We start from the raw sequence: 17,167 nt of genomic DNA on the forward strand, positions 1-17,167 counted from the left end.
TGATATATGCCCATTATTGCCCCCTCGCTGCTTTCTGCAAACTTTTTAAACCTGCAAGCCGACTGTGATATGCTGAATAAAAGCAAAGCAGATTGGTTCCATTTGGATGTAATGGATGGACGTTTTGTTCCCAATATCAGTTTCGGACCAATGCTGGTAGAATTTTTCAGAAAAAGCACTACCAAAGTTTGCGATGTGCATTTAATGATTGAAGAACCGGAAAAATATACTGAAGCTTTTAAAAAAGCCGGCGCCGACATTTTAACCGTGCATTTTGAAGCATGCAAACATTTGCACAGAAATATTCAACAAATAAAAAGTCTGGGTATGAAAGCCGGAGTGGCAGTTAACCCTCATACACCTGTAGAAGCATTAAAAGACATTCTAGCTGATATTGATCTTGTTTGTTTGATGAGCGTCAATCCTGGCTTTGGCGGACAAACGTTCATTCCGCACACCATTTACAAAATAAAAAGACTGAGAGAAATGATAGATGAACAATCGCTCGATGTAAAAATAGAGATCGACGGCGGCGTTACACTTTCCAATGCAAAATCTATTGTAGATGCAGGAGCAGATGTACTCGTAGCAGGCAGCACTGTATTCAACACAACCAACCCAACAGATGTTATTGCACAATTAAAACAAATTGTGTAAAGTAATTTATATTTATAGCATGAGACTGATCGCAACCCTTCTTTTATCAATTCTTTGCATATCTGTAAGTGCACAACAAAAAAAGTTTGCGTTTATCAGCGGCAAAGTAATTGGCGAAAATGAAGATCCGCTTTCAAGGGTCTCAGTTGTTATTTTAGGAAATCAAGGAGGTATATCTACTAACGATAGCGGCTATTTTAGAATAAAAGTAGCTGCAAACAAAGCCATTCAATTAGTATTTACTTACAGCGGCTACAATGAGTTCAAAAAGAATTTTTACTTAAGCGTTGACGAAGAAGAAAAAGTTACCATCAAATTAGAAAGAGGAGGAACACTTGAAACGGTTGTAGTAAGCGATAATAAAGAAAGAACAGAAGCAAGTCTTATTAGAATAAATCCAAAGAATAGTATCCCACTTCCAAGCGCCTCGGGTGGAATTGAAGCATTGATAAAAGTTCTTGTAGGCGATCGAAATGAGCTTTCCTCTCAATATACCGTTAGAGGAGGTAATTACGACGAGAATCTTATTTACATCAACGACTTTGAAATTTTTCGTCCGTATTTGGTACGCAGCGGTCAACAAGAAGGATTGAGTAATATTAATCCTGAAATGGCCAGTAAAGTAGATTTTTATAATGGTGGATTCCAGACAAAGTACGGAGATAAAATGAGTAGTGTACTCGATATTCAATACAAAAAACCAAAATATTTCGGCGGCTCTGTTTATATGAGTTTATTAGAACAAGGCTTTCATCTTGAAGGTTCTGCAAAAAAACAAAAAGTAACCTATTTGCTTGGGGTTAGAAACAAAAGCAATAGGAATCTCTTGAGTAGTCAGGAAACACAAGGATCATACACACCAACTTCAAACGACATACAAGGCTATGTTACTTACAAATTAAATGAAAAGTGGCAATTAGAATTGTTGACAAATTTTTCTGCAACAAAATTTACGTTGCTTCCTGAGTCTGCTGAAAAAACATCGTCTGTCTTCTCTCCTCTTTTTAGTGCCAATATCGGTTTAGATATATATTTTGAAGGAAAAGAAAAAGACGGATACAATACAAGCCTAATTGGTTTAAGTGCTATCAATCAACCCAACAAAAGAACAAAACTGAAATGGATGTTAAGCCGTTTTCAGAATAAAGAAAAAGAAAATTTTGATATTGCCGGAGCTTATCTATTTGGTGAAAGAGATTTTGATAATAGTAGTGCTTCTTTTGGTCAGATCGTAAATCCGTTGGGAGCAGGCTACTATCAGAACTACGCTAGAAATGAATTGAATATTGAAGTATGGAATGCTTCGTTAAAAGGCAGCATCAATGTCGATTCAGGAAGACATTTTATTCAGTTTGGTAACAGTATAGAACAAACGAATATTAAAGACAAGTTGTATGAATGGGAATATCAGGACAGTGCAGGATACAGTTTGCCCATCAATACCACCACCGGCAAGTTGTACAATTTCCTTAATACTACCTCAGATCTTTCTATTCAAAAATATAGTGGCTATATACAAGACCAAATAAAATCCATCAACGACAAAAGAGTTATTACACTGCAAGCCGGTGTTCGCTACAACTACAACTCATTGAACAAGGAGTTCTTGATCAGCCCTAGAGTTCAATTTAGTTACAAACCTAACAACTGGAAGAAAAATGATATTGTATTCAAATTAGCTGCAGGCATTTATAATCAACCTCCCTTTTATAGAGAGCTGAGAAAATTTGACGGAACACTGAATACCGATGTTAAATCACAAAAAAGTTACCAGATCGTTGGTGGGTTTGATTATAATTTTATTTCGAGCAAACGTCCATTCAGACTTACTACAGAAGCTTATTATAAAAGTATGAAAGATATTATCCCTTATGATATTGACAATGTAAGGGTTCGTTATTTCGGCAACAATAATGCTAAAGCTTATGCATATGGTATAGAAACGAGATTATATGGAGAATTGGTAAAAGATGCCGAAAGCTGGTTCAGCTTGGGTATCATGCGTACTAGAGAGAATATTGATGACGATCATTATTATCAATACAAAAATGCAGCAGGTGAGATCATTAATTCAAGAACAAAAGATCAGACTCCGGTTGATAGTATAAAAAATGAAGTTGGTTGGCTCCGTCGCCCTACCGATCGCTTAATCACCATGGGATTATTTTTGCAGGACTACCTGTCAACCAATAAAAACTTAAAAGTGCATTTGAGTATGCTATATGGCAGCAATATGTCGTATAATATTCCGAACAGTGTCAGGTATAGAAATGCACTTGTCATTGAACCATACATTAGGGTTGATATTGGCTTCAGCGCTTTATTGCTGGATGAAAAAAGTAAACGCCGCAGTCATAATCCCTTCGGTGGATTTGATAATATTTGGGCAAGCTTTGAAGTATTTAATCTGATCGACCGGCGCAATACCATCTCTTATCAATTGATAAAAGATTTTTCAAATGCTGTTTACAGCATCCCTAACAGGCTTACGCCAAGGTTACTCAATTTTAAAATTGTGGGAAGATTTTGAGTTGATCAGGAACGACTTTCCTGAACTTAAAACACATTGAAGTTTTTTCAAAACAGCTACTATAGCTTATTTGAAGCATATAACACAATAGTTTCTTCTATCTGCATTGGTTATATTTGGAAACAACCTTTTTTCCGTATGCCAAAGTTCCTGACCATTTTATTGATTTGTTATTCCGGGCACTCAGTTGCACAGGATAGCGTATTGTTAAATAAAGGCGTTGCCTTATATAACAAAAGTGAATACGACAGTTCCCTAAACATTTTTAATGATTGTTTAATAACTGCCAAACAATCGAACAATAAAAAAAACATGATGGTTATTTATAACTATCTGGGGCATATCTATTCACAAACAGGAAATCCTGAAGCATCTGTGCAGCAATATCAACTACTTGAAACATTAGCAGAAGAAACCGGCGATAAAAAAACACAGGCTCGTGCCATGTTGAATACAGGTGCATTGGCAGAAGAACAAAAAGACTATAAAAAAGCCCTAGCCAAATACAGCAGTGCTGAAGACATTGCTATAGCGCTTAAAGATTCCTCATTGATCGCAGATTGTGCGAACAATAAAGGTGTGGTATACGAACAGTATCTTCAAAAATATCCGGAAGCATTAAAAGAATACAATTTAGCATTATCTATCTATACCAAGCTAAACGATCAACGTAGAATGGCTATGTCATATAATAATATTGGCATAGTCTATAAACACATCGGCAACTACACAAAGGCAATTGAGTATTATAAAAGCTCCTTGCATATAGCAGAAAATAATAAAGATCAGTTTATGATAGCCGCTAATATGACCAATATCGGCAATGTATATGCGATGTTAAAAGATTACAAAAAAGCTATTGATTACAACAGTAAAGGGCTGGATATTGCCATGAAGATAAATGCAATGAATGTTGTAGCGGAAGCCGCTTCAAGTATTGCAGATGACTATGCCGGTATGAAGGATTATAAGAATGCCTATGAATGGCATAAAAAATTCTCAGCTTATAGTGATACCCTATTCAATACCGAAAATGCAAAACAAGTTGCTGAATTGGAAAGCAAATATCAAACAACCAAGAAAGAAAAAGAAATATTACAATTAAAGCAACAACAGAAAATATCGGACCTATTGCTGCAAAAAAGAAAATATCAGTTCATTGGGTTTATTATTACCGGATCATTTATAGGTATTGTTGTGTTCTTATTGTACAACAGACAACGTTTACGCCAAAAACAAATGTATGCAAAAGCATTGCTGGATGCTGAGTACAGAGATCGAAAACGCATCAGCAGGGAAATGCACGACGATATTGGGTCAGGGCTTACGCAGATCACATTAATGAGTGAGTATGCACAAAACAATTATCCGGAACATAAAAAGGAGTTTACAGAAATTGCTATTACAAGCCGTAATTTGATCAGCAACATGAGTGAAATTGTCTGGAGTCTGAATCCGGAAAACAAAACATTGGATCTTTTATTTTCTTATCTGCGTGAGCAATTAAATAAATTGCTTGAATATTCCGGCATTGATTTTACGATCAATTTCCCTGAGGTAGCTCCCGATATTATACTTACGAATGAACAAAGAAGGACCTTACTATTGATATCAAAAGAAATCACAAACAACGCAGTAAAATATAGCAAGGCAAAGCAAATCTCAATTGATGCTACATTGACCAACAACAAACTTCAATTCATTATAAAAGATGACGGAATCGGCTTCGATACATCTATCGCCTACGCAGGCAATGGAATGAAAAATATTCAGCACAGGATACATGAAGTAAATGGCAACTTAGAATTTGAATCGTCGGAAAACAAAGGGAGCCGTTTTGCTTACAGCATAATTTTATAAAACAAAACAGGTCATCCCAAAGGAGATAACCCGCTTGTATATTTCACTAGTGGTAAGATGTTTATAATGTACGTTTACCCGTAACTGTTACAGTTTTATTATTACCGTCTACAAATGAACCTGATAAATTATCTCCGGATAATGTTGCAACTGTAATACCATCTTGAACTAAACCGCCACTTGCGTTAATTGTACCATCAATATGGTCATTGGTAGTTTCACCATTTTCTCTAGCTACTCCACCCCATTTAGCTAATGGCCTAGATAAAAGAATATTGAATGTCCCATCTTCAGGCAGAGTTGTATGATAAGTGCCTTCAAAAGCTTCTATCAAAGCCGCAGAAGTTTCTTTTACTATATCAAATTCAGCAGTTGGGTGACCCGGTATTGACGACGTCGTTACGGTTGGTGATCCTCCGTTTGCATCTACACTGAACGTAATGCTAACAGGCGACCCATTCAATGTGCCGGTAAAAGCGGCTACATATGGCACCCCGGATACCCAGGTAATAGATGAAGTTAAGTTTACAGTAGTGCCATCAATTACCATTACTGCAGCAATGGTAGTACCATCGTTCAATACAGAAAATTTAATAGTACCCGAAGAGCCGATCACAACTCCTTTGTAAATACCCTTGCTACTGGCATCATAAGCAACAAGTGCTTCAGGAGATGAAGTACAGGTAGCACAAGTATAAGGTGTATCATCGGACGATTTTTTGCAAGATCCGAACGATAAGGCAACAGTGGCTGCCAACAAAAATGAAGTGATTTTTTTCATAAAAAAAATTTAAGATGTAAATGAATAGTTGATTAACGCTGCTGAAGTAAAAGTAACCGCTTATAGTAGAGGGTACAATGTGAAAAAAGTAGTAATTAAGAAAGAGGAGGAATTACAGTAAGCCTGTTTTTTTCAGAGCTTCGATACGACTGTTGACTTGTAATTTTTCATATACATTACGGATATGTGTACGCACAGTTTCAACACTTAAAAAAAGCTTGTCTGCAATTTCTTTATAACGAAACCCTTTACTGAGTTGTTCAAGCATTTCCTGCTCACGCCTACTCAACTCTTGAAAATATTCATTCGTTTTTTCCTTTACAGTAAACGCTTCAATTACTTTCCTGGCAATTTGGCTACTGATAGGTGAACCACCTGAATGGAGCTCATCAATGGCTTCAATTATTTTTTCGGGAGGAGTGCTTTTTAAAATATAACTGTTTGCACCGGCTTTTAAAGCACTAAAAATTGTATCGGTATCATCATACACCGTAAGCATCATGATCTGCATACGTGGGTGAATGATCTTTAATTTTCTAACACATTCAATTCCGTTTATGCCCGGCAATTGAACATCAAATAGAGCTATATCAACCGGCTGCTTGGTTAACTTTGTCAGTGCTGATTCGCCATCGGAAAAAGTAAATACATCAGCAATATTGGTATGCAAGCCGATCTGTTCAGCAAGATAATTGCATATCTTATCATCATCCTCTATAATTGCCAATGAACAGATCCCCATAGAACGAATATCTATAATTTTTACAGAAAAACAGATGTGAAAATAGTAGTAGAACCATAATACTTAAGCTTAAGGCAATTTGTTACCTTTACTACAAATAAATTTTTATGTGGCTTAACAGTATTTTAGACACCATCGGCAATACCCCTCTTATTAAACTGAATAAAATTACCAAAGACCTGCCATGTACAGTGTTAGCTAAGGTAGAATACTTTAATCCCGGCAATAGTATCAAAGATCGCATGGCAGTAAAAATGCTTGAAGTTGCAGAGCAGGAAGGAAAGATAAAGCCCGGTGGCACCATCATTGAAGGTACCAGTGGGAACACTGGTATGGGTTTAGCCTTGGCTGCCTGTGTGAAGGGGTACAAATGCATTTTCACTACAACGGATAAACAGTCTAAAGAGAAAGCAGATATTCTAAAAGCAGTAGGGGCAGAAGTAATTGTATGTCCAACTAATGTAGAACCTGAAGATCCTCGTAGTTATTATTCAGTAAGTAAACGGTTGGCAACTGAAGTGCCAAACAGTTGGTATGTTAATCAATATGATAATTTGGCGAATCGTTTAGCTCACTATGAACAAACAGGACCTGAGATATGGGAGCAGACCGAAGGGAAGATCACTCACTTAGTTGTTGCGACAGGAACAGGTGGTACCATCATCGGCACTGGAAAATATTTGAAAGAAAAAAATCCGAATATAAAAGTATGGGCCATTGATAGCTACGGTTCTTTATTAAAAAAATATTTTGATACCGGCGAGTTGGATAACAAAGAAGTGTACCCTTACATCAGCGAAGGTTTTGGCGAAGATTTTGTTCCTGCAAATTATGATATGCAATACATTGATCTGTTTGAAAAAGTAACAGATAAAGATGGCGCTGTAATGGCTCGTCGTATTGCAAAAGAAGAAGGTATGTTTTGCGGATATAGTGCAGGTAGTTGTCTCCAAGGTTTAATGCAGTTAAAAAATCAATTAAAAAAAGACGATGTAGTAGTTTGTATTTTTCATGACCATGGCAGCAGGTATGTTGCAAAGATTTACAATGATCAGTGGATGATGGAAAGAGGCTTTTTAGAAATGAAAACATTTAAAGATCTGATCAGTGGCAGAGGCACACAAAAAGTGATCACTATCACTCCTGAGCAAACAGTTTCTGAAGCCATCGATTTAATGAAACAATACGATGTAGAAAATATTCCCGTTATGAAAGACGGGGAAATGATCGGAGCGGTTTCTGAAAGCGGATTGTTCAATAAAATTTTAAATAACAATTCAATTAAAACAGAAACGGTTGCTTCTGTATTAGAAAAATCATACCCCGAAGTAGCGTTTGATACGCCTGTAGAAAGATTAAGCACTTTTATCACCAAAGAAAATGGAGCTGTACTTAGCCGTGACGAATCCGGCACCTTCCATATCATAACCAAATACGATATTATTCAGAGCTTGGCAAGATAGCGACCTAAATCTCCTAAAACACTTACCTGTAAAGGGCTACATAGAATTTCAGTTCCAATAATTTTACCTAAAATCGTAGTTTTACGATAGTATTTTATCGATTATTTTTTTGAAAAAAGACAGCAGTAATACTACTCCGTCAGTGAATACTCTGCCGCAAAAAAAGAGCAATAACGCTCTTGTATAGGGTTAGCAAGCAACATATCTTTGTGTTAGAAGTTGATTGATAAGTTTTAAGAAAGAGTATCAATCAAAATACCAAATCCTGAAAAACCAAATAGCTTAATCAAATCCTAAATCCTGAAATAACCAGAAAATTCCAATATCAGTCAACTTCTTTTTTCTTTCGCCCCATAGTTACAATTAATATAAGTTTCAAAAAAGCCTTCTTACGAAAGGCTTTTTTTACGCCCCTACACTACAAAATAGTAGTTTTACGATTGAATATTTACGAGCATCACAGTAAATACTCTGACCTGAAAAAAGAGCAAATCTGCTCTTGTACAGGGTTGTAGAGTGATATACCTTTGTGTTAGAAGTTGATTGATAAGTTTTAAGAAAGAGTATCAATCATATCCAATTATCCTGAAAAAAGCCCAGCAGTAAAATCCTAATACTTGAAAAGCTGTAATTAAATATTCCAATATCAGTCAACTTCTTTTTCTTTTTAAAAATCTCCGGTGGGAGTCAATATATAAAAGTTACAAATCCTTAGAAAAACCAAGATCAAGTCCTAAAGAAAGCCACTATCTCTAACTAGTAGCAAACTATTAATGGAACTTGAACCGATAGGTTCAACCTGAAAACCACATCTTGTCAAAGTTGTGGTTTTTATTTTGTCTCATCCGCTGCTCCTCAATAATTGTTATTTTTGAAAAAACTATTTGTTTTAATGATAAAGAAACTGATAAAATATGCTACCCCTATATCGGCATTTATTTTTTTAGTGCTTTTTGTATTGCTTTTCCCTCTGTACAAATATGTTTTCGATCCCGATAGTATTGGATACTCTGCCATTACCGAAAGAATAGTTGCAGGAGAATATTTTAAAAGTATCAATGGGCTATGGAGTCCTCTAAGTTCCTGGCTTGCTGTACCATTGGTAAAACTTGGAGTAGATACGATCTTCGCTTTTAAATGCATTAATGGACTGGTTGGTGTTTTATTACTGATGAGTGTTTCAAAACTCATTAGTAAATTTAATATTTCGGGAAGTTTAAAAGCAGTTATACTTTATACCTGCATACCTATATTTCTGTCGTATTGCTTTTATGAATTGTGTGCAGATTTTTTATTGCTGTTCTTTTTTACATTATATCTTATTCAGGTTTGTTCAGAGGATTTTTATGAGAATAAAAAACGACAATTATTTGCTGCCATCATTGCTGTTTTAGCATACTTTTCCAAAGCATACTTTTTCCCATTCTTTCTACTTCATTTTAGTGTTGTGAATTTGTACCATTACAAATATTCATTTTTAAATAGGAAAATAAAAACACTTATACAAAATCTGATTTTGGGCATCGGCTGTTTTTTGTTGCTAAGTTCACCATGGTTATATGCGCTCACTAATAAGTATCATTTTTTTACCTATTCCACGACAGGTAAATACAATGCATATATGCACTTGCATCCGGGAACAGAATATACAAAGCTATTACTCTCCCCACCTTATGCCGATTCGTATAATAGTTGGGAAGACCCATTCCTGCCTTTTATGCAACAATTTTCACCACTCTCCTCTTTTACAACATTTGTTGCACAGATAAAATTATTGCTCTATAACCTACTTCACTCCATTCCATTCTTTATAGAGATATCCATTTTCTGTTTACCGATCATTTCGGGTATTATTTTTTTATGGTTCTTAAAAAAAGCAAACATCAGCAAACGCAATAATATTTTTATCTGTTGTATAACGGCTTTATTATTACCTATGGGATATTTGTTGTTTCATCTCGAAACAAGGTTTATATGGATGCTCAGTATTCTCTGTTTGATCATGGGAGTTTTTTTAATTATTGCAGCAACAAAATATTTTCAATTCCCCCAAAAAAGAAAAACAATTCTCATTGCTATACTGACAATTAGTTTTTTAATTGGGCCATTATCATCTCTATATACAGGAGCCAACAGTGGCAAAAGCCCCTATGTTATTGCTGAGGCATTAAAGCAAAACAACATTAAAGGAAAGGTTGCGGCAAATTATACCAATCTGGATCAATACACCGAATTGTTGATGTCGAATGTTATTGCAAAAAATCAATTTTATGGTTATTCAAGAATAGATTTTACTTCAAAAGAACTTTTGGATGCTTTAAAAGAGTTTGATATCGACTATTACTATTTTGTGTATTCAACTGAAAAAGAAAAAGAGATCTTTCTCTCAGGAGATATATACAAAAATGCAATACGTGTATTTTCCGACATTTATCCACGTTTAATAGTAGTAAAATTGAAATAAGGTCCGATTTTCTTACTTTTGTGTAAAAACAACATAACTATGGGTAAATACAGTGCAGGCGTTTTATTCGGAAAAGAATTGGAAGCCTTATACAATGATGCTAAAGACAATCAATTTGCCTTACCGGCAGTTAATACAATAGGAACAAATACGATCAATGCGGTATTAGAAACTGCAGCGAAAGTAAATTCTCCTGTAATCATTCAGTTTTCTAACGGCGGTGCTCAATTCATTGCCGGCAAAGGAATGCCAAATGATAATTTACAAGCTAATATCTTAGGTGGTATTTCGGGTGCTTTGCACATACACAATGTAGCTAAAGCTTATGGTGTGCCGGTGGTATTACATACCGATCATGCTGCAAAAAAATGGTTGCCATGGATCAGCGGATTGATCGATGCAGGTGAAAAACATTTTAAAGAAACCGGTCGTCCTTTATTCAGTTCACATATGCTTGATCTAAGTGAAGAGCCATTGGAAGAAAATATTGCTACTTCCGTTGAATTTTACAAACGTATGGCTCCTTTGGGCATGAGTATAGAAATTGAGTTAGGTGTTACCGGTGGTGAAGAAGATGGTGTTGATAATAGTGATATCGATAACGACAAATTATATACTCAACCGGAACACGTAGCTTACTCTTATAAAGAATTAAGCAAAGTGGGAAATATGTTTACTGTTGCCGCTGCATTTGGTAATGTACATGGTGTTTACAAATCAGGAAATGTTCAGCTAACTCCTATCATTCTACATAACAGTCAGGTGTATATAGAAAAAGAATTAGGCACCGGCCCTAAACCGGTTTACTTCGTATTTCACGGCGGTAGTGGATCTCCTCAAAATCAAATTAGAGAAGCGATCGGTTACGGTGCTATTAAAATGAATATTGATACCGATCTACAATGGGCTTTCTGGGAAGGCATCCTGAATAATTACAAAAAGAACGAAGCTTATTTACAAGGCCAGTTGGGTAATCCGGAAGGGCCTGATAGCCCGAACAAAAAGTACTACGATCCACGTGTATGGCTGCGTAAAGGCGAAGAAAACTTCAGTAAAAGATTAGAAGAAGCCTTCGTTGATCTGAATTGTATCAACCGTAACGCATAAAATAACAATTTTTAAGGGAGTTTTTTATACAAAAGACTCCCTTTCTTTTATACCTTTGTGAACTAAATGCCCCTAAGGGTTGCAGTACTATGAGAAAAGAAGAAGATTTTGACGTAAACCTTTCCGGTGAAGATGGAGAAAGTGAAGAAACAAAACGCACCTGGTTTAAAAGAATAAAGAAAGGTATCCTTACAGCTACTAAAGACAAGGCAGATGCTCCGGAAGGAATATGGACCATGTGCCCCTCATGCAAGTTAACCTTAACCGTTAGTGAGCTTAGAGAAAACTATTTTGTTTGTCCGAAATGCGAATATCATCACCGTATCGGTAGCGGCGAATATTTCGAGATCATATTCGACAACAATGAGTTCACTGAGCTTTTTGCAAATGTGGTTTCAAAAGACTATTTAGGCTTTGTTGATCTAAAACCTTACGACAAACGCCTTGAAGAAACTTATGCCAAAACCAATATTCACGACTCTATTACCGTTGCTCATGGCAAGGTAAATGAAAATGATCTTGTAATTGCCTGTATGGATTTTGAATTCATAGGTGGTAGCCTTGGTAGTGTAATGGGAGAAAAGATCAGTCGTGCATGCGACTATTGCCTTCAGCACAAAATACCTTTCATGATCATCAATAAAAGCGGTGGTGCAAGAATGATGGAAAGTGCTTTTTCGTTGATGCAGTTGGCAAAAACTTCCGGAAAATTATCTCAGTTGGCCGATGCTAAAATACCATATATCTCACTTTGTACCGATCCTACTTTTGGTGGTACAACTGCTTCTTTCGCTATGTTAGGAGATATCATTTGTGGTGAACCCGGAGCGCTTATCGGCTTTGCCGGACCAAGGGTTATTAAGGAAACGATCAAAAAGGACCTGCCGGAAGGATTCCAACGAAGCGAATTTTTACTGGAACATGGGTTTTTAGATTTTATTGTAAATAGAAAAGAGCTCAAAGAGAAGTTGGGAAATTTGTTAGTATTATTTAAGAATTAAATTGCACCACATATTTTATTACAGCAGTTTTCATAAATAATGATACTGCTGTTTTTTATTTTTGTAGTAATGGAAATCAGCAACCGCAAGGCATACCACGAATATTTTTTTGAAGCAAAATATATTGCAGGTATGGTATTGACCGGAACTGAAGTAAAAAGTCTGCGTTTAGGCAAAGCAAGTTTCAATGACAGCTATTGTCATTTTGCCGATGGCGAACTTTTTGTTAAGAGCCTGCATATTGCTGAGTATGGTTATGGCACACATTATAACCATCAACCTTTGCAAGAACGTAAGCTATTACTAACAAAAAGAGAATTAAGAAAACTTGAGGCTAAAACAAAAGAAAAAGGTTACTCGATTATTCCACTGCGAATTTTTATCAGTGAAAAAGGATTGGCAAAAATGGAAATAGGCCTCGGTAAAGGGAAAAAATTACACGATAAAAGAGAAACGATCAAAGAAAGAGAAACTGACCGGGATATTAAAAGAAAATATGGTATTTGATAGTTGACATCATTTACCAACTATACCCTTCTTCTCTTTTGCTTTCAGTTCCTGATACAACTGCTCATTCATCTCCCACTTATAATGCATTCTGAAAAATGAATAGAAAATTGTTACAATAAGCATTGCTATAACAGCTGTCAAAAACATACCCGGTGAAGTAGCAGATATCTTCATATACCAATCAGGAAAAAATATGCGGATGACCATTACCAATAAAATGATTGGCAAGGAAAAGATCAATGCCATTGGCAGCCCACGGCTTAACTTGCTAACAAAAGTACTCTCCTTTTGCCTGTTAGCTTCCCAGTAACGCATAAACAGTCTGTCTTTTTCAGAAATCATACCCAAAGTTAGCAATTAATAGTTTGTTGTTTTTGCCGTTTGCACAATATTAGGTAGGTTTGTTTCCCACAATCTAATTAATGTGAAAATAGAGCAACTTCTCGTTCAGCACTTATACAATACAAAGGAATTATCACTTCAGGGCATTGGAAGGTTTTTATTAAATTCATCGGTAGCATTACCCCTGGAAACAGATAAGGAATTTACAATGCCTGATAATGCTATTAGTTTTGAATATAATTTAAAAACTGAAGAAGATGCATCTCTGGTAAATTTCATATCGCAACAAACCGGAAAAATAAAACCATTGGCTTCTGCCGATCTGGATTCTTACATCATACTTACAAAACAGTTTTTAAATATTGGTAAGCCTTTTACTGTTGAAGGTATTGGTACCGTGCAAAAAAATCAACAAGGTGAATATGAATTTATTCCCGGCTCCTTCATTACACCAAAAATTGATGATATACCAAGGCAACTGAAAGAAAAAAGAGATGAATCTGTTTCTTTCGAAAGTGAAAGTAAAAACAAAGGCGGCAATAAAAAAATGTTGGCAGCTTTCATTATTTTACTGATTGCTATTATCGGCATTGCTGTTTACTATTTGGCATTTAATGGTAAAAATGCAACAGTACAAACCGCTTCTGCTCCTCCTGCCGATACTGTTGCAATTGATACTGCCGCTAAAACGCAGGTAAAAGATACCGTCGCTATTGCAAATAATTTAACCCCGGCAGATAGTACAACCTTTAAGGTGGTTGTTAAAGAATATTACACTAAAGATGCTGCAGAAAAGTCATTAGCAAAACTTACATCGTACGGGCACAAATTATCGCTCACTACTAAAGACAGTCTCGTTTACAAAATAGTAATGTCATTCAACAGGCCGCTGTCAGATACGCTGAAAGTAAGAGATTCTCTCAAATTCTTAGGCCGAACCTATATTGAACTAAAGTAAGATTTCACTAGATTTTCATAGTATAAACGATAAAGGAGCTAAATTTTAACAAGTTTGTTAAAATTTAGCTCCTTATAAAATAACTTCTTATATTCGTGTATTATTTACACAATAATAGTTTAACGATGATGAAGCCATTTTTACGTTCTAAAAGACTGTCGGCAAGGTCTTTTGTTTTAACAATTTGCAGCGTTGTAGCCTTCTCTATTGCTACAGGAAATTTACAAGCACAGGACAAGTCCACGTATGTACACAAAGTAGTGTTGCAGGGTTTCTGGTGGGATTATTGGAATAATAATTACCGTTACAATTGGTGTAGCTATCTTACCGATTTGGCACCAAGGCTAAAGAGCCTAGGATTTGATGCCGTCTGGGTTCCCCCCTTTATTAAAAATGGTTCAGGTGGTAGCGTTGGATATAGTCCTTTCGACCCTTATGATCTGGGAGATAAATATCAAAAAGGCGGAGACTTTATCAGAGATAGCACAAGATGTGGTACTAAAGACGATCTATTAAGAATGATCGCTGTTATGCATGCGAATGGGATTGAGGTTATTTGTGATGCAGTATTAAACCATCATGACGGAGCCGGTACTAATAACAGTGCCGGGGGTGTTGATCCAAATGCAACCTATTCTATGGCTTCAAATAATGGCTATAAGAACTTCAGATATGTTTCTTATAAAACACCGATCATTGATGATACCAAGCAAGACGATTATTGGACAAGATCGGGAAGATGGCCGAAGAACTATACAGATTTTTATCCAAACCAAGTAAATCCAAATAATAATGGAGATTGGAGAGCGGCATATTTCGGTCCGGATGTTGACTATGAAAATGTATCAGCGCCGGGTCAAAGCAGCAATATTCCTACAAGTGGTTCTGCTACCATCAATGGTGTAACTCGTCCGTATGTTAACCCTGCTCAAACAGTGGACTACATGCAAAACGGCGTAAGAAACTGGATGAAATGGTTAAAACGTCAAACAGCTATTGATGGCTATCGATTTGATGCTGTAAAACATTTCCCATACGATGTGCAACAAGATGTTGTAAGAGACGTAAAATATAATATTCCGGCATGGGCAGCAGGCGGACAAGATATGTTTGCAATTGGAGAATGGGTTGGCGGCGCCGGAGAACTTGATAGTTATGTTACAAACGTAAGATTAACAGATTATTCGAATGAAGAAGCTACAGGAGCTTTCGATTTTGCATTAAGAGGTTATGGAACCAACGGTGGTTTATATAGTATGGTAAAAGGTGGCGGTGGATTCAATATGCAATTCCTGCAGTACGACCTTCAAAGTAAAAGATGGATGGATTATGGCTCCAAACGAGTTTACAGAAGTTCTCCTTTTGTGAACAGCCATGATACTTACAGACCAAAATTAGACCCAACGGGTAATTTTTTAAAACCCTTGGGAGATAATACAGGATGGGATACAGGAAATGAATTAGGCGGAAATGGCCAGCACCTAGACCCTCGTGAACCAAGGATATATGCTGCCTATGCAGCTGCAATGGCATTCAATGGCAACCCTATTGTTTTCTTTGAAGATATTTTTGACATAGGTACAACCGGCAAACGCTGGAGCCACATGCCGCAAAGTGAAACTGATCTGCCGATCAGAAAGGATATTGAAAACATTATTCTTTCACATCAAAAATTAGATATAAAATCTGGTGATCAGTTCTTTCCTACTAACTATACTGCAGGACAAGCTCCGTTTTATGCAGCAGGAGCAAGTGGAGATCATTTTGTAATTGAAAGAAGAGGCAAAGCTATTATTGGTATTACTGATGCCTTCAGTAATACATCAACCAATTCCAACGACCAACAGGTATGGGTAAACGTAGCTGATGCCAGCTGGATTGGTAAAGCATTGTATGATTACTCTGGTGCTCATGGTGTAACAACAAGCGTTGTTCAACCCGATGGCAGAGTACTTATTAAAACAGCTCCTGCAGGACACAACATACCCGATGCAAGAGGCCATGGATATTCGATCTGGGCTCCTCTTCCTACCGGTGTTACTTTCACTACAGTACAGGATATTTATGATTATTTGAAAACATATGCACCACCACGCTCTGCAGTAACAGCTCAGGAATGGGAAATGGCAGACGACCTTGGAGATAGCCATTGTCAGGGTTTAGGCCAAGGGGGTGCATTACCAAGCAATGCAACAAATGAAAGAATTGCAGGTCGTGTATTTTCAAAAGGAGGATCAGAAGTTAGTATTGTAGTTACTCCTGAAGTAGATGGAAGAAACCTTACTTTTACTTTGTATAATGATAATGGAATAGCAGTTGCTACAGTTAGTGGTGTTGCCACAACAGCTGCTCCCTTGACTGTTTCTTACACACCTGCAAATGACGGCTGGTTAGTTGCTAAAGTAAGAAATACTAACAATGCTACTGCAGGTCAAAAATGTTGGGTTAGATTAACCTACTCTGCTCCTGCGGTTGTTGATACAAAAGCAAATACTTCTCTTATTAACAGCAACATCAGTATTTGGACGGGCAACAAAGGAACCACAGACGTGTTCGATTGCGGCAACTGGGAAGCCGGACGTATACCGGGACCAACTTCTACAGTTATTGTTTACGGACATGCTACACCTTTCCCTATTCTGAATGCAGATCTTACAGTAAACAAAGTGAACCTTTACACTGGTGCTCAATTCACTGTAGAACCAACAAAAAAACTAACAATCTTATCTCAATAAAATTATTTTGATGGGTT

13 protein-coding genes are annotated in these 17,167 nt (G+C 36.6%); 10 read left to right on the plus strand and 3 right to left on the minus strand.

Features of this window, described 5'->3' with window-relative positions:
- Positions 1–6 precede the first annotated feature (6 nt).
- The 3 genes from rpe (at position 7) to ACQ33O_RS11770 (ending at position 5,047) form a co-directional block, all read left to right on the plus strand.
- Positions 7–657 (plus strand): ribulose-phosphate 3-epimerase, encoded by a 651-nt coding sequence (gene rpe, locus ACQ33O_RS11760; protein ID WP_430995781.1) that lies wholly within the window; start codon positions 7–9, stop codon positions 655–657.
- Between the two features lie 19 nt (positions 658–676).
- The gene (locus ACQ33O_RS11765) at positions 677–3,187 is read left to right on the plus strand and encodes a TonB-dependent receptor (protein WP_430995782.1); all 2,511 of its coding nucleotides are present in this window, start codon (positions 677–679) and stop codon (positions 3,185–3,187) included.
- A gap of 138 nt (positions 3,188–3,325) precedes the next feature.
- Complete coding sequence (locus ACQ33O_RS11770; RefSeq protein ID WP_430995783.1) at positions 3,326–5,047, plus strand: tetratricopeptide repeat protein; 1,722 nt, start codon at positions 3,326–3,328, stop codon at positions 5,045–5,047.
- Positions 5,048–5,108: 61 nt separating this feature from the next.
- Here the strand turns inward: ACQ33O_RS11770 and ACQ33O_RS11775 are convergent, their stop codons facing one another.
- Positions 5,109–5,828 carry a hypothetical protein gene (locus ACQ33O_RS11775; protein ID WP_430995784.1) on the minus strand — a complete coding sequence of 240 codons (720 nt, stop codon included), beginning with the start codon at positions 5,826–5,828 and terminating at the stop codon, positions 5,109–5,111.
- 112 nt (positions 5,829–5,940) lie between these two features.
- Positions 5,941–6,570 carry a response regulator gene (locus ACQ33O_RS11780; RefSeq protein ID WP_430995785.1) on the minus strand — a complete coding sequence of 210 codons (630 nt, stop codon included), beginning with the start codon at positions 6,568–6,570 and terminating at the stop codon, positions 5,941–5,943.
- A 107-nt stretch (positions 6,571–6,677) separates the two neighbouring features.
- Between ACQ33O_RS11780 and ACQ33O_RS11785 the strand changes: the two genes are divergently transcribed.
- The 5 genes from ACQ33O_RS11785 (at position 6,678) to smpB (ending at position 13,112) form a co-directional block, all read left to right on the plus strand.
- Positions 6,678–8,033, plus strand: coding sequence for a pyridoxal-phosphate dependent enzyme (locus ACQ33O_RS11785; protein ID WP_430995786.1), 1,356 nt, complete (start codon positions 6,678–6,680; stop codon positions 8,031–8,033).
- An 892-nt stretch (positions 8,034–8,925) separates the two neighbouring features.
- Entirely contained in the window at positions 8,926–10,497 is a 1,572-nt protein-coding gene (locus ACQ33O_RS11790) for a hypothetical protein (protein WP_430995787.1), read from the plus strand.
- Between the two features lie 39 nt (positions 10,498–10,536).
- On the plus strand, positions 10,537–11,604 hold the full coding sequence (fbaA, locus tag ACQ33O_RS11795) for a class II fructose-bisphosphate aldolase (protein WP_430995788.1): 1,068 nt from the start codon (positions 10,537–10,539) through the stop codon (positions 11,602–11,604).
- 89 nt (positions 11,605–11,693) lie between these two features.
- A complete protein-coding gene (accD, locus tag ACQ33O_RS11800; protein ID WP_430995789.1) occupies positions 11,694–12,605 on the plus strand; it encodes an acetyl-CoA carboxylase, carboxyltransferase subunit beta in 912 nt (303 codons plus the stop codon).
- Between the two features lie 39 nt (positions 12,606–12,644).
- Positions 12,645–13,112 (plus strand): SsrA-binding protein SmpB, encoded by a 468-nt coding sequence (gene smpB / locus ACQ33O_RS11805; RefSeq protein WP_430995790.1) that lies wholly within the window; start codon positions 12,645–12,647, stop codon positions 13,110–13,112.
- A gap of 9 nt (positions 13,113–13,121) precedes the next feature.
- Here smpB and ACQ33O_RS11810 read toward each other — a convergent pair whose 3' ends face one another.
- On the minus strand, positions 13,122–13,457 hold the full coding sequence (locus ACQ33O_RS11810) for a hypothetical protein (protein WP_430995791.1): 336 nt from the start codon (positions 13,455–13,457) through the stop codon (positions 13,122–13,124).
- A gap of 82 nt (positions 13,458–13,539) precedes the next feature.
- Between ACQ33O_RS11810 and ACQ33O_RS11815 the strand changes: the two genes are divergently transcribed.
- Both ACQ33O_RS11815 and ACQ33O_RS11820 read left to right on the plus strand, forming a co-directional pair.
- Positions 13,540–14,415 carry a hypothetical protein gene (locus tag ACQ33O_RS11815; protein ID WP_430995792.1) on the plus strand — a complete coding sequence of 292 codons (876 nt, stop codon included), beginning with the start codon at positions 13,540–13,542 and terminating at the stop codon, positions 14,413–14,415.
- A gap of 125 nt (positions 14,416–14,540) precedes the next feature.
- Positions 14,541–17,150, plus strand: a complete 2,610-nt coding sequence (locus tag ACQ33O_RS11820; RefSeq protein WP_430995793.1) for an alpha-amylase domain-containing protein — start codon at positions 14,541–14,543, stop codon at positions 17,148–17,150.
- The last annotated feature ends 17 nt before the right edge of the window (positions 17,151–17,167 follow it).

It is taken from the genome of Ferruginibacter sp. SUN002, assembly GCF_050611725.1.
GTDB lineage: Bacteria > Bacteroidota > Bacteroidia > Chitinophagales > Chitinophagaceae > Ferruginibacter.